Origin of the sequence: Chromobacterium indicum (assembly GCF_039708975.1) — a bacterium.
Lineage (GTDB): Bacteria > Pseudomonadota > Gammaproteobacteria > Burkholderiales > Chromobacteriaceae > Chromobacterium > Chromobacterium piscinae.
In genome coordinates this window covers 22,336-43,226 of sequence record NZ_JAYFSJ010000014.1, presented here as the reverse complement: position 1 = coordinate 43,226, position 20,891 = coordinate 22,336, and the positions used below count along the sequence as shown (strand labels likewise).

The 20,891-nt window shown below is 63.9% G+C and carries 22 protein-coding genes; 12 read left to right on the top strand and 10 right to left on the bottom strand.

The window, feature by feature from the left end; all coding sequences use genetic code 11:
- Positions 1–26 precede the first annotated feature (26 nt).
- On the top strand, positions 27–1,334 hold the full coding sequence (locus VA599_RS18320; RefSeq protein ID WP_104945537.1) for an Nramp family divalent metal transporter: 1,308 nt from the start codon (positions 27–29) through the stop codon (positions 1,332–1,334).
- A 182-nt stretch (positions 1,335–1,516) separates the two neighbouring features.
- Here the strand turns inward: VA599_RS18320 and VA599_RS18315 are convergent, their stop codons facing one another.
- Complete coding sequence (locus VA599_RS18315; RefSeq protein ID WP_021475538.1) at positions 1,517–2,014, bottom strand: MarR family winged helix-turn-helix transcriptional regulator; 498 nt, start codon at positions 2,012–2,014, stop codon at positions 1,517–1,519.
- A gap of 251 nt (positions 2,015–2,265) precedes the next feature.
- Between VA599_RS18315 and guaD the strand changes: the two genes are divergently transcribed.
- Positions 2,266–3,576, top strand: coding sequence for a guanine deaminase (gene guaD / locus VA599_RS18310; protein WP_346789909.1), 1,311 nt, complete (start codon positions 2,266–2,268; stop codon positions 3,574–3,576).
- Positions 3,577–3,926: 350 nt separating this feature from the next.
- Here the strand turns inward: guaD and VA599_RS18305 are convergent, their stop codons facing one another.
- Both VA599_RS18305 and VA599_RS18300 read right to left on the bottom strand, forming a co-directional pair.
- Positions 3,927–4,349 (bottom strand): carboxymuconolactone decarboxylase family protein, encoded by a 423-nt coding sequence (locus VA599_RS18305; RefSeq protein ID WP_346789908.1) that lies wholly within the window; start codon positions 4,347–4,349, stop codon positions 3,927–3,929.
- A gap of 4 nt (positions 4,350–4,353) precedes the next feature.
- On the bottom strand, positions 4,354–4,623 hold the full coding sequence (locus VA599_RS18300; protein WP_021475541.1) for a DUF2798 domain-containing protein: 270 nt from the start codon (positions 4,621–4,623) through the stop codon (positions 4,354–4,356).
- A gap of 98 nt (positions 4,624–4,721) precedes the next feature.
- Between VA599_RS18300 and VA599_RS18295 the strand changes: the two genes are divergently transcribed.
- Positions 4,722–5,615: a LysR family transcriptional regulator gene (locus VA599_RS18295; RefSeq protein WP_346789907.1), complete on the top strand. Its 894-nt coding sequence runs from the start codon at positions 4,722–4,724 to the stop codon at positions 5,613–5,615.
- Between the two features lie 70 nt (positions 5,616–5,685).
- Here VA599_RS18295 and VA599_RS18290 read toward each other — a convergent pair whose 3' ends face one another.
- Genes VA599_RS18290 through VA599_RS18275 form a run of 4 tightly spaced genes read right to left on the bottom strand, consistent with a single transcriptional unit; the run spans position 5,686 to position 7,535 of the window.
- Positions 5,686–6,207 carry an RDD family protein gene (locus VA599_RS18290; RefSeq protein ID WP_021478378.1) on the bottom strand — a complete coding sequence of 174 codons (522 nt, stop codon included), beginning with the start codon at positions 6,205–6,207 and terminating at the stop codon, positions 5,686–5,688.
- Positions 6,204–6,599, bottom strand: coding sequence for a DUF3106 domain-containing protein (locus VA599_RS18285; RefSeq protein WP_021478379.1), 396 nt, complete (start codon positions 6,597–6,599; stop codon positions 6,204–6,206). Before VA599_RS18285 ends, VA599_RS18290 begins: the two co-directional genes overlap by 4 nt.
- On the bottom strand, positions 6,592–6,972 hold the full coding sequence (locus VA599_RS18280) for a DUF3619 family protein (RefSeq protein WP_021478380.1): 381 nt from the start codon (positions 6,970–6,972) through the stop codon (positions 6,592–6,594). Before VA599_RS18280 ends, VA599_RS18285 begins: the two co-directional genes overlap by 8 nt.
- On the bottom strand, positions 6,969–7,535 hold the full coding sequence (locus tag VA599_RS18275; RefSeq protein WP_021478381.1) for an RNA polymerase sigma factor: 567 nt from the start codon (positions 7,533–7,535) through the stop codon (positions 6,969–6,971). Before VA599_RS18275 ends, VA599_RS18280 begins: the two co-directional genes overlap by 4 nt.
- Before the next feature lie 193 nt (positions 7,536–7,728).
- Between VA599_RS18275 and ilvB the strand changes: the two genes are divergently transcribed.
- The 4 genes from ilvB to VA599_RS18255 all read left to right on the top strand — a co-directional run bounded on the left by ilvB (position 7,729) and on the right by VA599_RS18255 (position 11,600).
- Entirely contained in the window at positions 7,729–9,495 is a 1,767-nt protein-coding gene (gene ilvB, locus VA599_RS18270) for a biosynthetic-type acetolactate synthase large subunit (protein WP_021478382.1), read from the top strand.
- Positions 9,496–9,505: 10 nt separating this feature from the next.
- Positions 9,506–9,997, top strand: a complete 492-nt coding sequence (ilvN, locus tag VA599_RS18265) for an acetolactate synthase small subunit (protein WP_011134142.1) — start codon at positions 9,506–9,508, stop codon at positions 9,995–9,997.
- 46 nt (positions 9,998–10,043) lie between these two features.
- The gene (gene ilvC / locus VA599_RS18260) at positions 10,044–11,060 is read left to right on the top strand and encodes a ketol-acid reductoisomerase (protein WP_021478383.1); all 1,017 of its coding nucleotides are present in this window, start codon (positions 10,044–10,046) and stop codon (positions 11,058–11,060) included.
- A 177-nt stretch (positions 11,061–11,237) separates the two neighbouring features.
- Complete coding sequence (locus tag VA599_RS18255; RefSeq protein WP_346789903.1) at positions 11,238–11,600, top strand: hypothetical protein; 363 nt, start codon at positions 11,238–11,240, stop codon at positions 11,598–11,600.
- Between the two features lie 135 nt (positions 11,601–11,735).
- Here the strand turns inward: VA599_RS18255 and asd are convergent, their stop codons facing one another.
- Entirely contained in the window at positions 11,736–12,578 is an 843-nt protein-coding gene (gene asd, locus VA599_RS18250) for an archaetidylserine decarboxylase (protein WP_429838884.1), read from the bottom strand.
- Between the two features lie 216 nt (positions 12,579–12,794).
- Positions 12,795–13,781 carry a DUF2860 domain-containing protein gene (locus VA599_RS18245; RefSeq protein WP_346789899.1) on the bottom strand — a complete coding sequence of 329 codons (987 nt, stop codon included), beginning with the start codon at positions 13,779–13,781 and terminating at the stop codon, positions 12,795–12,797.
- A 206-nt stretch (positions 13,782–13,987) separates the two neighbouring features.
- On the opposite strand from VA599_RS18245, the gene VA599_RS18240 reads away from it, so the two are divergent.
- The 3 genes from VA599_RS18240 to VA599_RS18230 all read left to right on the top strand — a co-directional run bounded on the left by VA599_RS18240 (position 13,988) and on the right by VA599_RS18230 (position 18,011).
- Positions 13,988–14,644: a response regulator gene (locus tag VA599_RS18240; protein WP_346789898.1), complete on the top strand. Its 657-nt coding sequence runs from the start codon at positions 13,988–13,990 to the stop codon at positions 14,642–14,644.
- Entirely contained in the window at positions 14,634–16,037 is a 1,404-nt protein-coding gene (locus VA599_RS18235) for a sensor histidine kinase (RefSeq protein ID WP_346789897.1), read from the top strand. The genes VA599_RS18240 and VA599_RS18235 overlap by 11 nt, the downstream gene beginning before the upstream one ends.
- Positions 16,038–16,223: 186 nt before the next feature.
- The gene (locus VA599_RS18230) at positions 16,224–18,011 is read left to right on the top strand and encodes a 2-isopropylmalate synthase (protein WP_104945528.1); all 1,788 of its coding nucleotides are present in this window, start codon (positions 16,224–16,226) and stop codon (positions 18,009–18,011) included.
- Between the two features lie 271 nt (positions 18,012–18,282).
- Here VA599_RS18230 and VA599_RS18225 read toward each other — a convergent pair whose 3' ends face one another.
- The gene (locus tag VA599_RS18225) at positions 18,283–18,726 is read right to left on the bottom strand and encodes a hypothetical protein (protein WP_021478391.1); all 444 of its coding nucleotides are present in this window, start codon (positions 18,724–18,726) and stop codon (positions 18,283–18,285) included.
- Positions 18,727–18,955: 229 nt separating this feature from the next.
- On the opposite strand from VA599_RS18225, the gene bioD reads away from it, so the two are divergent.
- Together bioD and coxB are read left to right on the top strand one after the other, a co-directional pair.
- Positions 18,956–19,588, top strand: coding sequence for a dethiobiotin synthase (gene bioD, locus VA599_RS18220; RefSeq protein ID WP_346789895.1), 633 nt, complete (start codon positions 18,956–18,958; stop codon positions 19,586–19,588).
- Between the two features lie 175 nt (positions 19,589–19,763).
- On the top strand, positions 19,764–20,879 hold the full coding sequence (coxB, locus tag VA599_RS18215; protein ID WP_021478393.1) for a cytochrome c oxidase subunit II: 1,116 nt from the start codon (positions 19,764–19,766) through the stop codon (positions 20,877–20,879).
- Positions 20,880–20,891 lie beyond the last annotated feature (12 nt).

Here is a 20,891-nt window from a genome sequence, read left to right as displayed (position 1 = left end):
CGGTGGACTGACTCCTTCCGGCCGCCATGTTCTCCCTTCCCCGCACCGCCACCGCGCCGTTCTGCCCATCCGAGGTCAACGGCAGCATCCGCATAGACCCGAACGCTTCCTTCGGCCAGCGCTTGCGCCGCTTCGCCGGCCCCGGCCTGCTGGTCGCCGTCGGCTATATGGACCCGGGCAACTGGGCGACCGACATCGAGGCCGGCTCGCGCTTCGGCTATCAGCTGCTGTGGGTGGTGATGCTGTCCGGCGTCGCCGCGATGCTGTTGCAGATGCTGGCGGCGCGGCTGGGGCTGGTGACCGGCATGGATCTGGCGCAGGCCAGCGCCGCGCGCTACGGCCGCGCCGGCCGCTTGCTCCATTGGCTGAGCGCCGAAGTGTCCATCATCGCCTGCGACGTCGCCGAAGTGCTGGGCTGCGCCTTGGCGTTCAAGCTGCTGTTCGGCGTGCCGCTGCTGTGGGGCGTGGGGTTGACCGCGTTCGACACGCTGATCGTGCTGGGGCTGAAGGGGCGGGGCTTCCGCCAGCTGGAGGCCATCGTGCTGGGGCTGATCGCCACCATCACGCTGTGCTTCCTGGCGCAGTTGGCGCTGCTGGACACCCATTGGCCGGCGGTGGCGGCGGGCTTGGTGCCCAGCTTGCCGGCGCAGGGCATGGACAAAGCCGTGGTGCTGGCGCTGGGCATCGTCGGCGCCACCATCATGCCGCACAACCTCTATCTGCACTCGTCGGTGGTGCAGACCCGGCGGGTGGACGGCGGCGGGGACGGCGCGCTGCGGCAGACGCTGCTGCTGTGCCGGATCGACACCATAGGCTCGCTGTTGCTGGCGATGCTGGTCAACGGCGCCATCCTGGTGCTGGCGGGCAGCGCCTTCCATGCCGCCGGCCACACCGCGGTGGCCGACATCGCCGACGCCCACGAGCTGATCCGCCCGCTGGCCGGCCCGCTGGCGGCGCTGCTGTTCGGCGTCGCCTTGCTGGCGGCCGGGCAGAGTGCCACTTTGACCGGCACCGTGGCCGGCCAGGTGATCATGGATGGCTTCCTCAAGATCCGCATCCCCTGCTACCAGCGGCGGCTGATCACCCGTGCGCTGGCCCTGCTGCCGGCGGCGGCCGGCATCGCGTGGCTGGGCGAGCAGGCGGTGGGGCCGCTGCTGGTGTGGAGCCAGGTGGTGTTGAGCCTGCAACTGCCGCTGGCGATGTGGCCGTTGCTGCGGATGACGGGGGACAAGGCGCTGATGGGCGCGCACGCCGCGCCGTGCTGGGTAGTCGTCTGCGGCTGGGGATTGTTCTGGCTGATATTGGCCGCCAATTGCGCGCTGCTTTTCGGTTGAGCGGCTGGGAAACGCTCGATGCGGCGTTGCGCCTCCTTGTCGTGCGATGGGCACTGCCTGCGTCGGCGCGCCTTGCCTCGGGCGTTTCCCAGCCGCTCAGGGGAAAGGCCGTTGCGGCGTTGCGCCGTCTTGCCGGGCGACGGGCAAAACAAAGGCCGCCCGGAGGCGGCCTGTTCTGCGGATCAGTCTTCCTGCGCCTGCAGCATCTTTTTCAGCAGGCGCGACAGGGTCTGGCGTTCGTCGGCGTCCAGCATCTCGATCAGCTCGGCCTCGGCGGCCAGGTGGTGGCCGGCGGCATCCTCGATCACCTGCAGGCCCTTGGGCGTCAGCGTGACGATCACGCCGCGGCGGTCGTCCGGATCCGGCGAGCGGCTGACCAGGGCGGCTTCTTCCAGCCGGTTGATGCGGTTGGTAAGCGCGCCGGAGGAGATCAGCACCATGCCTTGCAGCTGGTTGGGCGACAGCTGGTAGGGTTCGCCGCCGCGGCGCAGCGCCGCCAGCACGTCGAATTCGCCTACATTGAGATTATGGCGGGCCAAATCCTGCAATACCCGGCGGGTGATGAAGTACTCCATCCGCACAATGCGGCCGATGACCTGGGTGGCTGAGGTGTCCAGGTCGGGGCGGACTTCGTTCCAAAGGGCGACGATGCGGTCAATCTGGTCGGGTGCGTGCTGCATGCTGCGGGTTCCTGAGCAAAGGTAAATGCGGCAAATCCGGTCGGGCGCAAGAGTATCACGACTTAAAAATATACTATCTTCATCTAAAGACAATTGCCGCGCATCAGGCACTGGCCGTTTATCCAGGGCGAACTTGCTTCGGGGAGGGAACGAAGCTATATTTACACGTAAAGATTCTTTATGTGAAGATAATGTCGGGCTCAGCAATCTCTGCCCGGCGCGAAGGCCGCACAGCGCGGCGGGAGCAGAGTGTGAAAACAGCGGTACGCGGCGATGTGCTGACTTTCCGGGGCAATCCGTTCCGGGAGGCCGAGCGCGACAGCCTGGTGTTCCAGCGCGACGCGCTGGTGGTGATGGAGAACGGACGCATCGCGGCCTGGGGCCCGGCGGCCGAACTGCTGTCGTCGCTGCCGCCGGACGCGCGGATCGAACACTATCCCGACCACTTGATCCTGCCGGGCTTCATCGATTGCCACGTTCACTATCCGCAAACCGAGATGATGGCCGCCTTCGGCGAACAGTTGCTGGACTGGCTGAACCATTACACCTTCGTCACCGAGCAGGGCTTCGGCGACGCGGACCACGCGCGCGAAGTGGCGCGGGTGTTTCTCGGCGAACAGCTGCGCAACGGCGTCACCACCGGCTGCGTGTTCGGCACCGTCCATGCGGCGTCGGTGGACGCGTTGTTCGAAGAGGCGTCGCGCCACGATCTGCGCATCCTGGCCGGCAAGGTGTGCATGGACCGCAACGCGCCGGACGCGCTGCTGGACACGCCGCTGACCGCGTACGAGGAGTCGCGCGCGCTGATCGAGCGCTGGCACGGCAAGGGACGCGCCGAGTACGTGATCACGCCGCGCTTCGCGCCGACCTCCAGTCACGGCCAGCTGGAAATGCTGGGGGCGCTGGCGGCGGAGTTTCCCGACATCGCCATCCAATCGCATATTTCCGAGAACCTGGACGAGATCGCCTGGGTCCGCCAGCTGTTCCCCGGCTGCCGCGATTACGCCGGCGTCTACCAGCGTTACGGCCTGCTGCGGCCGCGCGCGATCTACGGCCACGGGGTGCATCTGTCTGACGCTGAACTCGAGATGCTGCATGACAGCGGCGCCTCGCTGGCGCATTGCCCGACATCCAATTTCTTCCTCGGCTCCGGCTGCCTGAACCTGCGCCGCTGTGTCGAGGCGGAGAAGCCGGTCAAGCTGGGGTTGGGCACCGACCTGGGCGCCGGCACCAGTTTCTCGATGCTGCAGACGATGAACGCCGCCTACATGGCGTCGCAGACCCACGGCAAGCCGCTGACCGCGGCCCAGGCTTTCTATCTGGCCACCCGCGGCGGCGCGGAGGCGCTGGGCATCTCGGACAAGGTGGGCGGCATCGAAGCCGGCATGGAGGCCGATCTGGCGGTGCTGGATCTGCGCTCCACCCCACTGCTGGATTTCCGCATGCGGCACGTCCGCGACCTATCCGAGGCGCTGTTCGTGCAGATGATGCTGGGCGACGATCGCGCGATTGCCGCGACCTATGCAGCCGGCGCGGCGGTGTACCGCAGGGACGAGCGCTGAGTGCGAAAGCCGGTCGCCGTTGGGTTGTGGGTAAGTTTCAAGACGGAGCGCCGCTGTGGATAAGTCGGTCGGCATCATGACAAGTGTTCATACGCATTTCTTATCGTGATAGTCCGATGTATACCGTAGCGGATTGCCGCCGCCATCCCCCGGATCGCGGCGGCAAGATTGGCTCCCCTATTTGCAGGCGCTGGACACCCTGATCGGTTTTCACGGTGTTCAACCGCAGCCGGCCTGGGGGCCGGATCAGATGGCCGCGCTGGATGGGCTGAAACAGTGGCGGGACAGCTTGGGGCAGGCCGGCGAACGGGTTCTCCAGCCGCCGGCGATGCCTGACAGTCCCGATGGCTTTATTGCCGCGTCGCCACCGCCACCCGGGTGAAGGCGTTCATCAACGCGATGGCCAGTGTCAGATCGGCGATTTCCGTGTCGTTGAAATGCTCGCGCAGCGGCCGGAAGACGCTGTCCGGCGCGCGGGTTTCGCCTATCCGGGTCACCGTCTCGGTCCAGGCGATGGCGGCCTCCTCGCGCGGGCTCAGCGTGTCCGCCACGTCCCATCCAGCCAGCATGTCCAGTTTTTCCTGGCTTTCGCCGCGGCGGCGCAGCGCCTGGCTATGCAGCTTCAGGCAGAAGGCGCAGCCGTTCAGCTGAGCAACGCGCAGGTAGGCCAGTTCGATCAGCGGCAGCCCCAGGCTGCTTTCCGCCAGCGCGTTCTTGCAGGCGAGCAGCCCCTGGTAGGCCTTGGGCGACAGCTGGGCATAGTCGATTCTCATGATTTCATCCTCTCGGTTTCAGCGCCGGCTGGCTGCCGGCGGCAGGGTCGCGCCTGTTCAGCAGGCGCAGGGTCAGTTTCTGCACGGCCGGCGCCAGCAGCAGCACCGAGCCCAGCGCCACGGGCCAGGCTTCGGCGAAGGCGAGCAGCCACCAGCCGGCAAAGCCCGAATGAAGTCCGTGATTCAGGGCGGTGAACCAGGCAGTCATCACCAGGGACATCGCCGCCGACATCAGCGAAGAGAACAGCAGGCGTTGGCGCAGGGCGGGGCTCATGGCGCGCTCCATTCGGGTTAGCGATGAGGCGAGTCTAGTCAAAAGCGCATTATGAAAATAGAATCAAAAAATCAATTTCAAATTCCATTTTTGCAATCATGTTGGATGATCTGGACTTGTTCGTGGCGATCGTGGACGCCGGCAGCCTCAGCGCGGCGGCCGGCCGGCTGCGGATGCCGGCCCCGACGCTGACGCGTCGCCTGCAGGCGCTGGAGGCGCGGCTGGGCTGCAAGCTGCTGAGCCGCAGCGCGCGCCGGCTGGCGCCGACCAATGAGGGCTGGCAGTACTACGAGCGCTGCAAGCCGCTGTTGGCGGCGTTGCGGCAGGAGACGGCGTCGCTGGACGGGGCCTTGAACCGGGTGGGAGGGGTGGTAAGGCTGCTGGCGCCGCTGAGCATGGCCAACGACATGCTGGTGCCGGTGTGGGCTAGCCTGCTGCGCGAGCATCCGCGGCTCCGGCTGGAGTTGAAGCTGAGCAACAGCCTGGACGACTTATACAGCGGCATGGCCGATCTGGCCTTGCGGGTGGGAGAGCAGTCGGACGCCTCGCTGCGGCAGCGCAGGCTGGGCGAGGTGCGCACCATACTGACGGCATCGCCCGCCTATCTGGCCGCGCATGGCGCGCCCGAGCGGCCAGCGGACCTGGCCGCGCATCGTTTGCTGCTGGCCGAGCCATTCGAGCGCTGGAAGCTGCGGCGCCGGGACAGCGGCGAGGAGGCCGCCTGGCCGGCCGAGCCGGGGCTGCTGGCCAACGACATGCTGCTGACGCGCCGGCTGGCCGAGGGCGGCGCCGGCATCGCGGTCAGCCCGCTCAGCATCTGCCATCGGCAACTGGCGGATGGCCGTCTGGTCCGGGTGCTGGAAGAATGGGAAATCGCCACCCGGCCGGTCTACGCCGTGTGGCCGGAGCGGCGCGTCTTGCCGGCGCGGGTGCGCGCGGTGCTGGACGCGCTGTTGGAATTTTCCGAGGATCTGCCGCAACTGCGTGGTTGACAAGCATCGGCGTGCGTTCGAGGCCGCGCGCGCCAATGCATGCAGCACCGGCGGCGCGGCTCTGCCGCGCTTACTTCCCGCCGCGCGGCGGCTTGGGCAGCAGTTCCAGCCGGGTGCCGGACAGGCGGTCGTGCAGGTGGCGGCGGTCCTTGTCGTAATAGCGGGCCAGGAAAGGCAGCAACCACCAGACCAGCGCCAGCCATTTTGCCGCCGGATGGTCGCCGTAGCTGCGCTGCCAGCCCAGGTAGGAGATCACCGGCAGGCCGACGAACAGCATCGCCGCGACGATGAAGCGCATCAGCGATTGCTGCCAGTTCAGCAGCCGGCCATCGGCGGTCACCAGCCGGATGTGCCAGGTTTTCATCGCGGCGGTCTGGCCGCCGCGGGTCCAGCAGTAGCCGAAATAGGCGAACAGCACGCCGGCGGCGGTCAGTTGGATCAGGCTGTGCAGCAGCCAGGAATCCTGGCCCAGCGCCAGTTGCAGCGGCGTGAGCGCGGCGCTGGTGATCAGCAGCATGGCGACGATCAGCAGCGATTCATAGAACAGGCTGGCCAGGCAGCGGGCGAGGCCGGGAGTGGCGTTATCGGTCATGGGGAGGAGGCGAGTGGTTTGGCGTCGCGCGAGCGCAGCCGGCTCAGCGCCTGTTCGCGCTGGGCGGGAGGCAGTTGCTGCAGTTTCTTCCAGTTGGCGCGGATTTCGTCGCGCTGGGGTTCGCTCAGCTCGGTCCAGGCCTTCAGCCGGCGTTGCAGCCGCTGCTGTTGGCCGGATGTCAGCTCGGCGAAGCGCGGAACGATGGTCAGCAAATCCTGTTTCTTGTCGGGTGCGTAGCGGTTCCAGTCGGCGGCCAGCGGCGCCAGCACCTGCTGCTGCTCGCTGTTCAGTTGTTCCCAGCGCGGATCCGCGAGGGGGGAGGAGTGGACGAAGTTGGGAATCAGCAGGCCGGCCAGGCAGATCGCCTTGGCCAGCCATCCGGCCTTATTCATGCAACCCCCGGCTGAAATGCGGCTCCAGCAAGGAATCCAGCGGCAGGTCCTGGGACAGCACGGTGGCGTCCACCGCGTCGGTTTCGGCCATCAGGCCTTCCACCAGCATCAGGCCGACGCCGGTGACGACGGCGAAGCCCAGAGCGGCGCTGCCGCGCTTCAACAGCAGGGTGTGGCGTTGCGCCCAGAGCAGGATTTTCTCCTGCAGGCCGCAGTTTTCGGCGGCGCGCTGTTCGAAGCGGCGCATCGCGGCGGATCGAGCGTCCCTCAGGCGGGCAAGCTGCCGGGGCGTCGGATCGGAATGGGGATTGTCCAGTATGCGGGCGATATGGACGGGCAAATGGTCCCCCTGCCCGTCATTGGCGTGTTTCATAGCAAAACTCCCTTCTGCGCAAGAATGGCCGCCAGGGTGTGGTTGGCTCGCGAGCAGTGCGTTTTCACGCTGCCCTCGGAGCAACCCATGACCAGAGCGGTTTCGGCAACATCCAGTCCTTCCCAGTAACGCAGCAGAAACGCTTCGCGTTGACGGGCGGGCAGTAGTTGCAGCGACGCGTCTATCATCAGCGCCACTTCCTTGCGTTGGTACCACTGCTCCGGATTGGTGTGCGCCTCGTCGGCGGCGACATCCAGCGTTTCGAGCGGGTCGAGGGAGTCGTCTTCGGCGTGGGTGGGGATCAGCGACGACAGCAGCGTGCTGACGAAGCTGCGCACCTTGCTGCGCCGGTAGTGGTCGCGGATGGTGTTCTGCAAGATGCGCTGGAAGATCAGCGGCAGCTCGTGCGCGGGCGCGTGCGCGTAGCGGTCGGCCAGCTTCATCATCGAGTCCTGCACGATGTCGAGCGCATTGTCTTCATGCCGAACCGCGTACAGCGCCTGCTTGAAGGCGCGCTTCTCCACCGACTCGAGGAAGTCGGCCATTTCCTTGCGGCTTGCCATCTGTGCATTTCAGGTTGATGCCAACCAAAGATGGTAGCAGAGCATGATTCACTAGGCTAGTGGCAGTTTTTCTTCTGAAATAACCGTGGCTTAGCGGTATTTTGCACCTGCACAAAATCACTTGACCGTACTTTGAGCAATAAGCTAAGGTCTTTGAGCAAACGGGATGAAATCAACACGAAATAGAGGCGATATGCAGATATCGGGCGCCGAAATAGTAGTCCGCTGCCTGCAGGAAGAGGGGGTCGAATTCGTCTTCGGCTACCCAGGGGGCGCAGTACTGGAAATCTACGATGCCATCTTCCGACAGGACAAATTCAAACATGTGCTGGTGAGGCATGAACAGGCGGCCGTCCACGCCGCCGACGCCTATTCCCGCTCCAGCGACAAGGTAGGCGTGGCGCTGGTGACCTCCGGTCCCGGCGCGACCAATGCCGTGACCGGCATCGCCACCGCCTACATGGACTCCATCCCGATGGTGGTGATCTCGGGCCAGGTGCCTTCTCCGGCCATCGGCCTGGACGCGTTCCAGGAAGTGGACATGGTGGGCATCACCCGTCCCTGTGTGAAGCACAACTTCCTGGTCAAGGACGTGAACGAGATCGCCGCGACCATCAAGAAGGCGTTCTACATCGCCATGAGCGGCCGACCCGGCCCGGTGGTGGTGGATATCCCCAAGGACATTACCCAGGCGCGCGCCGAGTTCCGCTATCCGGACAGCGTGCACATCCGCTCTTACGTGCCGGCCACCCGCGGGCACAGCGGACAGATCAAGAAGGCAGTGAACCTGCTGCTTGAGGCCAAGCGTCCTTATATCTATGTCGGCGGCGGAGCGGTGCAGGGCCGCGCCGAGGCCGAGGTGACCGAGCTGGTGCGGTCCCTGAACCTGCCGTGCACCAACACGCTGATGGGCCTGGGCGCTTATCCGGGCTCGGATCGCCAGTTCCTGGGCATGCTGGGCATGCACGGCACCTACGAAGCCAATATGGCGATGCAGTACTGCGACGTGCTGATCGCCGTGGGCGCGCGCTTCGACGACCGCGTGATCAGCGTGCCCTCGCATTTCCTCGGCCAGCCCAAGAAGATCATCCACATCGACGTCGATCCGTCGTCGATCTCCAAGCGTGTCAAGGCCGACATCCCCATTGTCGGCGACGTCAAGCTGGTGCTGCGCGAGATGCTGGACCAGCTCAAGCAATCCGGCCAGAAGCCGGACGGCTCGGCATTGAACCAGTGGTGGAAGCAAATCGAGGAATGGCGCGGACACGACTGTCTGCTGTACACGCCATCCGACGAGCTGATCAAGCCGCAGATGGTGGTGCAGACGCTGTATGACATCACAGGCGGCCAGGCCATCGTCACCTCCGACGTTGGCCAGCACCAGATGTGGGCGGCGCAGTACTACAAGTTCGACCGGCCCAAGCAATGGCTGAACTCCGGCGGCCTCGGCACCATGGGCTTCGGCCTGCCGGCGGCCATCGGCGCGCAGCTGGCCAATCCCAACGCCCAGGTGGCCTGCATCACCGGCGAGGGCTCGATCCAGATGAACATCCAGGAGCTGTCCACCGCCAAGCAGTACCACACGCCGGTGAAGGTGGTGGCGCTGAACAACCGCTACTTGGGCATGGTGCGCCAGTGGCAGGAGTTCTTCTACGGTACCCGCTACTCCGAGTCCTACATGGACGCGCTGCCGGACTTCGTCAAGATCGCCGAGGCCTACGGCCACATCGGCTTCAAGGTGGAGAACCCGGCCGACGTGGAGCCGGTGCTGCGCGAGGCGTTCAGCGACAAGCTGAAGGAGCGCCTGGTGTTTCTGGACTTCCGCACCGACCAGTCGGAGAACGTGTTCCCGATGATCCAGAACGGCAAGGGCCTGGATCAGATGGACCTGCCGGCGCACATGCGCGCCATCCAGCAGGTGCCTTTCGAGAACAACCGTGACTACGGCAATATGTGCTAAGGCGGCCGGCATGCGACACATCCTATCCATACTTCTGGAAAACGAGGCGGGCGCGCTGTCGCGCGTCGTCGGGCTGTTCTCGGCCCGCGCCTACAACATCGATTCGCTGACAGTGTCCACCACCGAGGACCCGACATTGTCGCGGATGACCATCGTCACCCACGGTTCCGACGAAGTCATCGAGCAGATCACCAAGCAGCTCAACAAGCTGATCGAGGTGGTCAAGGTGATAGACCTCAACGAATCCGAACACATCGAACGCGAGATGATGCTGATCAAGGTCCGCGCCGTAGGCAAGGACCGCGAGGAGATGAAGCGGATGGCCGACATCTTCCGCGGACGCATCATCGACGTGACGGAAAAGACTTACACCATCGAGCTGACTGGTACGAGCGACAAGCTCGGCGCCTTTATCGAGGCGGTGGACCGCACAGTGATCCTGGAAACGGTCCGTACCGGCGCATCCGGCATCGGTCGAGGCGAGCGGGTTCTGAAAATTTAAGCAGGGGCTGCAAGCCCCTTGGCAAACAAATACCAAGGATAAAGAAATGAAAGTTTATTACGACAAAGACGCCGACCTCTCCATCATCAAGGGCAAGAAAGTGGCCATCATCGGCTACGGCTCGCAAGGCCATGCCCATGCGCAGAACCTGAAGGAATCGGGAGTCGACATCGTTGTCGGCCTGCGCAAGGACGGCGCGTCGTGGAAGAAGGCCGAAGCGGCCGGCCACAAGGTCAAGGAAGTGGCCGAGGCGGTGAAGAAGGCCGACGTGGTGATGATCCTGCTGCCGGACGAGTCCCAGCCGGATGTCTATCACAAGGACATCGCGCCCAACCTGAAGAAAGGCGCGGCGCTGGCCTTCGCCCACGGCTTCAACATCCATTACAACCAGATCGTGCCGCCGGCCGACGTCGACGTGATCATGGTGGCGCCGAAAGGCCCGGGCCACACCGTGCGTTCCGAATACCTGAAGGGCGGCGGCGTGCCGACCCTGATCGCCGTCTACCAGGACAAGTCCGGCAAGGCGCGCGACGTGGCGCTGTCTTACGCCGCGGCCAATGGCGGCACCAAGGGCGGCGTGATCGAGACCAACTTCCGCGAGGAAACCGAGACCGACCTGTTCGGCGAGCAGGCCGTGCTGTGCGGCGGCGCCGTCGAGTTGGTGAAGGCCGGCTTCGAGACGCTGGTGGAAGCCGGCTACGCGCCGGAAATGGCCTACTTCGAGTGCCTGCACGAGCTGAAGCTGATCGTCGACCTGATGTACGAAGGCGGCATCGCCAATATGAACTACTCCATCTCCAACAACGCGGAGTATGGCGAGTACGTGACCGGTCCGGAAGTGGTGACCTCCGCCACCAAGGAAGCGATGAAAAAGGCGCTGTACCGCATCCAGAGCGGCGAATACGCCAAGATGTTCATCCTGGAAGGCAAGACCAACTACCCGTCCATGACGGCCCGTCGCCGCCTGACCGCCGCCCACCCGATCGAGAAGGTCGGCGCCGAGCTGCGCGCGATGATGCCGTGGATCGCCAAGAACAAGCTGGTGGACCAGTCCAAGAACTGATCGATCAACGGTCTGTTGTTGATGACGAAGCCGGGCGAGAGCCCGGCTTTTTCACGTAAATAATATAAAGAAATAAGTATAGAAATAAATTTTGTAAGAAATGTTAGTTTTCATTAATATTGTAGATTCCGAGTAATTGATCTACTGCTGAAAAGCTGTTGAAACCAAGATAAGTTTATGAAACGCAAGATAAATTTTTTGTTGTTGGCGGGCGCTGTTTTAGGATTGTCGGCCTGTTCTTCGTTCAAGGCCACGATCCTGCCGCAGCAGGAAGGCAGCTTTACTGCGGTGGCCACGGCGGCTTCGTACAAGGATGCGGTGGACAACGCAGTCGGCAAGGCTGGCGAGGTTTGCAAGAAGCAAGACAAGAAGCTGGTCATCCTGGATAGGAAGGAAGAATCCAAAGACCAGGGGGACGGCGAGGTGATGAAGGCGGCGAAAACCGCTACGGACATCGTGCTCAAGCTGGGCACGCTGGGCATTGTTTCCCGTGGCGGCGATGAAGACTACAAGGTCACGCTGCAGTGCAAGTGCGAGTAAGCTAGGGCATCGCTTCGCGTACGCTCTGCCGGCCTTGGCCAGCGGCTGTGGCGGCTTGGACAAACGGCTGTCCGTATCGCAGCGGGCGCTGCGTACAAAGGACAGCCGTTTTGCGTTCTAATCCGCGGCGCGGCTTTACGACGCCATCGCCTCGCCCAGCCGCACCGGGCTGGCGGCCTGCCATTGCGGATTGAACTTGAGCGGGCCGGCCGGATACAGCAGCACCACGGTGGAGCCGAGCAGGAAGCGGCCCATTTCCTCGCCCTTGGCCAGGCGGATGTCCTGGCCGCGGTAATCCCATTTTTCCACGGCCGGCCGGCGCGGCGGGTTGACCACGCCATGCCAGACGGTGGCCATGCTGCCGACGATGGTGGCGCCCACCAGCACCATCACGAACGGTTGTCCCTGCTCGTCTTCGAATACGCACACCACGCGCTCGTTGCGCGCGAACAGCCGGTCCACGCCGCGGGCGGTGGCGGGATTCACCGAGTACAGCTCGCCGGGAACGTAGGTCATTTCCAGCAGCCTGCCGGCGCAGGGCATGTGGATGCGATGGTAATCGCGCGGGCTGAGGTAGATGGTGGCGAAGTGGCCGTCGGCGAAGCGGGCGGCCAGCTCGGCGTCGCCGGCCAGCAGCGCCGCGGCGCTGTAGTCGCGGCCCTTGGCCTGGAAAATGCGGCCGCTGTCTATCGGCCCCAGCTGGCTGACTGCGCCATCCACCGGGCAGACCAAACGGGCGTCGGCCAGCGTCCGCGCGCCGGGCCGCAGCGCGCGGGTGAAGAAGTCGTTGAAGGTGGCGTAGGCCGCCGGGTCGCTGTTGGCGGCTTCGCTCATGTCGACGTGGTAGCGGGCGATGAAACGGCGAATGGCGGCCGTGGTGACGCCGCCGCCTTTCCAGCCGGCGAAGCAGCCGGCCAGCCGGGTCAGCGCCAGTTTGGGCAGGATATGTTGAGACAGCACGAACAGGCGCTCGGACACGGGCATTTCCTGATGATGAGTTTAACCGCACATTATATCGCAGCTAAGCGAGGCTGGCCCGCCGTCTGCCGACGACGCGGCGCTTTCGCGCGGGCCATGCCGATTTCCCCTGATGGCCGAGCGCGCGACAGAAGGCGCCGCAGCCATCTGGCGCCGCGCTGAATGGCTGGCCGCCAGCGTGCGCCTTGGCGACGATAGCCGCGCGTTTCGGCTGGATCAGAAATGGTAGCCCATGCCGATGGATACCTCCCGGATATGCTCGTTGAAATAAGCGAGGTCCGAGTTGGAGCGGCCATAGTTGCCGCTGAGAAAGGCGGACCAGGCCTTGGCGCCGAACAGGTTTTTCCGGGTCAGGCCCAGGCTGAGCAAAGCGTTGCGGCTATCCGCTTTCTGACCGGCGAAGACCGGATTGCCGGCTTGATAGCGGGTGCGGAGCGCGACGAGTGAAGTCGTTGCGTCCCAGTCCGCGCCTTGGTAGGCGTAAGCCAATTGCATCCCGTAGCGTCGGGTGCTCATCGCCTTGCCGTCAAGATCCGCGCGCGCGTATATCAGGCCGGGGGTCAGCGTATGCGCGCCCTGGCTGTCCAGTTTCCAAGTGTAAGCGGCTTGGACGCCGTAGTTGTTGCCATTGCGCTGCAGCAGGGCTTGATCGGCCAGCGTCAAGCCTTGCGCCTGTCCGCTTTGCTCATTGCCCAGCTTTTGCTTGGCGTAGCTGAAACTGGCGCTGAACGGCGTATTCAGGATGTTGGACCAGCCCAGCGCCAGACCCGCGCTTTTCAGCCTGCCGTCCTGACGGGCGGCATTCAAGGCATAGGGGTCCAGCCAGACTTCGCTCTGGCCATAAGTCAGCGCCGCCGACACCGCTCCGGCTTGCGGCAGTTGCTGGCGCACGCCGAACTGCATGCCGCCTCCCGCTGCGAAAGTGCTGGTATTGGAAGGCGAGATGAAGAGCCGGGTGCCTGTGCCGGCGAAGCCATAGCTCCATTCGCCGTCGAACAGGGGGGCGGTGCCGGATTGCGAGGCCGGCGATTGCGTCAGGCTGGCGGCGCTGGGGCGGCCGTCGTTCGGCGCCTTGAGGAAATTGCTGGCCAGTTGATAGTGGCTGACGCCTAGCTGGAAGGTCCCGGAAAAACCGTCTTGTTCATTCTCGGCGGCGGTTGCCAGCAAAGGTGCGAGCAGTATCAATACGGCATGATGTTTCATCGGATATTCCTTTGGATGGAGTGAAAAGAGCGGGGCGCCGGGCGGGCAATTCATCCTGGCCTTGAATGGCCAAGCCGATTGTCTGTCTTGAGCGCGCGACCATATACTCCATGGCCAGCGCAAAGAGAAGGCATCCCGTTTGCATGGCGCAAGTATGCGTATGCCAACCTTTTGCTAAGCCAAAGATTGTCGTGGTGAAGACGAAAATGCATCTATTGATTGTTGAGGATGACTTGGACCTGGGCCGGGCTTTGCAGGCCGCGTTGAAAGCCGAAGCGGTGACGACCGAATGGGTGCGCCAGCTGGCGGATGCGGACGCCTTGTTCGAGCCGGACCGGTTCGATTGCGTGTTGCTGGACTTGGGCCTGCCGGACGGCAGCGGCTTGGCATTGCTGCGCGCCTGGCGGGCCAGGCAGATCGACGTGCCGGTGATCATGATCACGGCCAGCGCCGATTTGAACGATAAATTGGCGGGTTTGGACGATGGCGCCGACGATTATCTGTGCAAGCCGTTCGCGGTGTCGGAAATGGTGTCGAGAGTGCGGGCGGTATGCCGCCGCAGCGCCCGCCAGGCCAGCGAAGTCTGGAGCCTGGGCGCGCTTAGCCTCAAGCCCCGCGTGCACTTGGCTTGGCTGGACGGCCTGGAATTGGATTTGTCGCCTCGCGAATTCCGCTTGCTGGTGGAGCTGGCGCGCGACCCCAGCCGCATCGTGTCGAAAACGGTGCTGGGGCAACGCCTGGAGCCGCTTGGCGATATTGTCGACGGCGCGACGATAGAGGTGCACTTGTCCAATCTGCGCCGCAAGATAGGCGCCGAACGCATCCGCACCGTACGCGGCGTGGGCTATCAATATGTGGTTTAAATGGCTGGCGGACAGTTTGGCGCCGTCGTTGACGAGGCGGGTCTTGCTGGCTTTGCTGCTAGCTTTCGCCTTGATATGGCTGGCGCTGGTCGGGCGGGAATACCATGAGTCGAGGTCATCGGAATCCCGCCGTCAAGTTTTGTGGAGAGTGGCCGATCTGATTTCCGTGGCGCTGTCGCCTGACAGAATGGAGCTCAATCGGCAAGCCTTGGAGACGGCGGATCGCTTGTTCAACGCATCGCGGCGCATCAATGTGGCTTCCAAGGTCGAGGTCGATTACCCGGGCGATTTGTTGATTTCCGCGCGCACGCGGCAAGGCGAGCGGATCTATGCTTCGCCGGGCATCCCAGCCATCGCGCTGCCGGCGCGCGATTTGAATAAGGGCGTGGTGCAGCTGCAAGGAAAAGCGTATCGGGTGGAGGAGCGTCTCTATCCTGCTGGATATTTGACTTTGTTCGAGCCGGTGATTCCTGATGAGGAAGTGCTGCCTTTCCTCACTAAGCAATTTATCACGCCCCTGGCCATCTCCTTTTCGTTCATCCTGCTGCCGCTGTGGTTCGCCATTTCGCGCGGCTTGCTGCCGCTGAGGCGCTTGGCTGATTACCTGAACCATCGCGCCTCCGATGATTTTTCTCCTTTGTCCATGCGCTTGCCTTATCGGGAGTTGAAGCCGATTGTCCTGGCGCTGGACCAGTTGCTGAGGCGCAGCCGCGACAGCATCGCTCGCGAACGCGCCATCGTGCAGGATGCCGCGCATGAGATGCGCACGCCGTTGGCGGTCATTTCCACGCAGGCGCATGCCTTGGCCCGCGAGGAGGATGCCGAGGCCAGGCAGCAAAACCTGGCCGCTTTGGAGCAGGCGGTGGCCCGCCATTCCCATTTGGTGCAGCAGCTGTTGCGGCTGGCGGCGCTGGAAGGCGTGGAGAGCGAGCGCCGGCAACAGGTCGATCTGGTCGAGGTGACGCGCAATGCCTTGATCGGCTTGTCGCCGCGGGCGGAAGAAAAGGGCATGGAGCTGGAGCTGGACTCGCCTGATGGCTTGCTGGCCAGCCTGGCCTTGGTTTCCTTCCTCTCCATTGTGGACAATTTACTGTCCAATGCGGTGGCGTATGGCCGAGCCGGCGGTCGCGTCCGGGTGCGCCTTGCCGCCGTAGATGGACGAATCGAGTTGGCGGTGGCGGATGACGGGCCTGGCATCGCCGCGGAGGACAGGCCGCATCTGTTCGAGCGTTTTTACCGGGGCAAGGCGGCATCTGCTCCGGGTTCCGGCCTGGGGCTCGCCATTGTTTGGCAGGCGGTGCGGGCGCAGGGCGGCAGCATCCGGATAGCGGAGGGGCTGGAGGGGCGGGGCGTGACGTTTCATGTCAGTCTTCCTTGGTGGTCGCCAAATTAGAGTCTTGGCAAGGTTTGTCCAGGCGCCTGCGGGAGCCTTTTTTTTACGGTTAAATTCTACAATTTGTCTAAAAAATAAAGTTGGACATGTGTTGTGACGAATTTGATACAGATTTTTTCTGTCAAATTTGACCTTGTGTCTCATGTTTGAGTAGTCTGATTCAAAACATGCTGCAGGAGCACATTGATGCAAGTGGATATCGAACGACTGGTCGCGGACTTCGGCGGGCCGAGCCATCTGGCCGACGAACTGAACCGTCTGTTCCCCGACGAGCCGGTGAGCCGTGCAGCGATATACAAATGGAGAGAACGCGGCAGCCTGCCGCTGACCCAGTTGAGCCGGTTGGCGCAGCTGGCCGCCGGACAGGGCAGGCGCTTTGATTTCAACGACTATCTGGTCGGAGAGCCGAACCAGGCGGCAGGGAGAACTATCGACATGGGCGAGCGCCTCTACATTTTCGACACCACCTTGCGCGATGGCGAGCAGTCGCCGGGCGCCTCGATGACCAAGGAAGAGAAAATCCGCATCGCGCGCCAACTGGAGCGCCTGGGGGTGGACATCATCGAAGCCGGTTTCGCCGCCGCCAGCCCCGGCGATTTCGACGCTATCCGCGCGATCGCCGAAACCATCAAGGATTCCACCGTCTGTAGCTTGGCGCGCGCCAACGAGCGCGACGTGCGCGCCGCCGGCGAAGCGATCAGGCCGGCCGCGCGCGGCCGCATCCACACCTTCATCGCCACCAGCCCCATCCACATGGAAAAGAAGCTGCGGATGAGCCCGGACGAAGTGGTGGCGGCTGCGGTGAAGGCGGTAACGATCGCCCGCGAATACACTGAAGACGTCGAATTCTCCGCCGAGGACGCCTTGCGTTCCGACATCGACTTCCTGGCCCGCATCTTCGGCGAAGTGATCAAGGCCGGCGCCACCACGCTGAACGTGCCGGACACCGTCGGCTACGCGGTGCCGCGCTTGACCGAAGCCTTCTTCCGCGAGCTGATCGCCCGCACCCCGGGCGGCGACAAGGTGGTCTGGTCCACCCATTGCCACAACGACCTGGGCATGGCGGTGGCCAACAGCCTGGCGGCGGTGCTGGGCGGCGCGCGCCAGGTGGAGTGCACCATCAATGGCCTGGGCGAGCGCGCCGGCAACGCCAGCCTGGAAGAAATCGTGATGGCGGTGAAGACCCGCCGCGACGTGTTCGGCGTGGATAGCCGCGTCGACGCCACCCAGATCGTGCCGGCATCCAAGCTGGTGTCCACCGTCACCGGCTATCCGGTGCAGCCGAACAAGGCCATCGTCGGCGCCAACGCCTTCGCCCACGAGTCCGGCATCCACCAGGACGGCGTGCTCAAGCACCGCGAAACCTACGAAATCATGTCGGCCGAATCGGTGGGCTGGAGCGCCAACCGCCTGACCCTGGGTAAATTGTCAGGCCGCAACGCGTTCAAGACCAAGTTGTCCGAGCTGGGCATCGTGCTGGACAGCGAGGAGGCATTGAACGCCGCCTTCGCCCGCTTCAAGGAGCTGGCCGACAAGAAGCGCGAGATCTTCGACGAAGACTTGCACGCGCTGGTATCCGACGAGATGGTCAACATCGAGCGCGAGGACTACAAGCTGGTGTCGCTGAAAGTGGTCAGCGAAACCGGCGAGCCGCCGTTGGCCAGCATCGTGTTCGTCGAGCACGGCGAGGAGCAGCGCGGCGAGTCCAGCGGCTCCGGCCCGGTGGACGCGGCGTTCAAGGCGATCGAAGCGGTGGTCGACAGCGGCGCCGAGCTGGAGCTGTATTCGGTGAACGCCATCACCAAGGGCACCGAGTCCCAGGGCGAGGTGACGGTGCGCCTGTCGCGCGGCGGCCGCATCGTCAACGGCCAGGGCGCAGACACTGACATTATCGTCGCCAGCGCCAAAGCTTATCTGTCGGCGCTGAACAAGCTGACTGTAGAGGAGAAGGTGAGCGCTCAGGCCGTGGTCTGAGCCGATAAAGATTCCCGGCGCGGCGGTCCGTGGCCGCGGGGAGGCGGCAAGGTTTTACATCCCGTTCTTGTCGTTGCGCCCCGCGGCCCGAGCCGCCAAGCCAAAAGGCTTTCACTCCATCCCGCGTGAAATCCTGCGCAGGCCTATCCGGCCGAACTCATCGCGCCCACGCCCAAAAGGCCGACGGCACGACGCCGACCCACAAGGTCGGCGTTGGCACGTCGAGGGCGCGGTCCCGAACTGCCGCGAAAGCCATAGCGGCTGCGGGTTGCTATGCCGCCAATGCCGCTTGGGCAGGCTGCAACAGCCTGCGGTAGCCGGCCATTTTCACCCAGTGCGCGATCCACAGCGCGAGAGCGGGGAGCGCGGCGAGAAGATTGACGTAGGGAATGAAGCACAGCACTTGCAAGATCACCAGCGCCAGGCTGATGCCGAAGCCGCCGTCGCCCGGCAGCTGCCGCTGCGCCAGCTCCTTCCGCAGTGCGCTGGACAGCAGCAGGATGTAGATCATGTACCAGACCAGCCCCAGGCCCGGTATCAGCGCCAGCCAGATCAGGCCGCCGGCCAGCGGACGATGGGTTTCTCCGACGGCGTTCATCGTCTGATGCAGGGTCAGGAAATAGAAGATGCTGACTGCCAGCACCAGCGCGCCCACCACCACCAACACCATGATGCCCATACCGGCCAGCGCGGCCAAAGCTTCGCTCTCTTTCATGGCGAGTTCCTAAAAAAGTTGGGAATTGCGATTTTGGCATGGCGCAAGCAGGCCTTGACCTGGCTACCTGATCTTTATGCTTGATGGGTTGTGTGTTTCCGTCGAGAGCGGAGGCCGTGGCCAGTGGACGCCGGAAGTATTGAAAGATCGGCGCGGCCTGGTGTAAAACGTCGGTCCCGGCCCGCATTCATTCGGCGCTTGGGCGGGACAACCATAATCGGGAGCGAGCATGAGCCAAGGCTATTTCATCACCGGCACCGACACCGAGATCGGCAAGACCCATTCCGCCGTCGAGCTGATCCGTTCGTATCGAGAGCAGGGCAAGATCGTGTTGGCGATGAAGCCGGTGGCGTCCGGTTGCGAAATTCTGCCGGACGGCGGCTGGTGGAACGACGATGTGGCTAGGCTCACCGCGGCGACCGGCCAGACCGATCTGGAACTGATGAATCCCTATCGCTTCCTGCCGCCGGTGTCGCCGCATATCGCCGCGCGCGAGGCCGGCGTGGAAATCGAGCTGCCGCGCATTGTCGATCATTGCCGGCGTTTGCGGGAACAGGCCGACATCGTGCTGGTGGAGGGCGCGGGCGGCTGGCTGGCCCCGCTGTCCGACAGCCTGTTCATGTCCGATATGGCGCAAGCGTTGGCGCTGCCGGTGATCCTGGTGGTGGGCATGCGGCTGGGCTGCATCAACCACGCCTTGCTGACGGCGAAGGCGGTGCGAGACAGCGGGCTGGAGCTGGCCGGCTGGGTGGCCAACTGCGCGCAGCCGCCGCAGGCGGCCTACGCGGAGAACCTGGCCACGCTCAAACGCCACATTCCGGCTCCGCTGCTGCTGGAAATCCCCTACCGGCCGGCGGCCTGAGCGTCTTCCCATGGACGGCGGCCGCCGTCCATGGCCCCGGTCCGCGCGCATTGCGCCGCGTCATGACGCATTCTTGTTTTTCTTGACATTGCTCCTACGATGAAAACATGCCGGCGACAAGCCGGTGCTTGTGCATGCAGTGCATTGTGTCGGTCGTCTTGACCTAGGGGGCAACATGTCTTGTTTGCGCATTCCGCTATGCCTGCTGCTGGCCGTCCAGAGCGCGGCCGCGGCCGAATTCAACCTGCAGCCGCCGGTTACCCCGCTGGCGCGTACCGAATATCACCTGCACACCATGCTGCTGATCGTCACCGGCGTGATCTTCGCCGTGGTGTTCCTGGTGATGCTGTATTCCATCTTTCATCACCGCAAATCGGCGGGCAACGAGGCCAAGCAATTCCACGAGAACACCACGGTGGAGATCATCTGGACCGTGGTGCCGCTGCTGATCCTGGTGGTCATCGCGGTTCCCGCCACCCGCGCGGTGCTGGCGCAGAAGAGCACGCGCAGCGAGGACATGACCATCAAGATCACCGGTTACCAGTGGAAGTGGCGCTATGACTACCTGGACGACAATTTCGGCTACGTCAGCCATCTCGCCACTCCCAGGGAAGCGATCGAGGGAACCATCCAGAAGCCTGCCAACTACCTGCTGGAAGTCGACGAGCCGCTGGTGGTGCCTACCGACCGCAAGATCCGCTTGCTGCTGACGGCGAATGATGTGATCCACTCCTGGTGGGTGCCGCAGCTGGGCGTCAAGCAGGACGCGGTCCCCGGCTTCCTGCGCGACAGCTGGATGCTGATCGAGAAGCCCGGCGTCTATCGTGGCCAATGCTCGGAGCTGTGCGGCAAGGACCATGGCTTCATGCCCATCGTGGTGGAGGCCAAGTCGCCGGCCGATTATGAGAAATGGCGCGCGGCCAAGCTCAAGCAGATGGCCGCCGCCGCCGACGATCCCAACAAAGTGTGGAAGCTGGAGGACCTGAAAGCGCGCGGCGAGAAAGTCTACGCCCAGAACTGCGTGCCCTGTCACCAGGCCAACGGCAAGGGCATCCCGGGCACTTTCCCGGCGCTGGACGGCTCGCCCATCGTCACCGGCGACAAGGCCGGCCACATCGAGATCGTGCTGTTCGGCGGCAAGAAGAATCCGGCGATGGCGGCCTGGGGCAAACAATTGTCCGATACCGACATCGCGGCGGTGATCACCTACGAGCGCAACAGCTGGGGCAATCATACCGGCCAGGTCGTGCAGCCCAAGGAAGTGAAGGCTGCGCGCGGCAAGGCGGCATAAGGAGTCGGACCT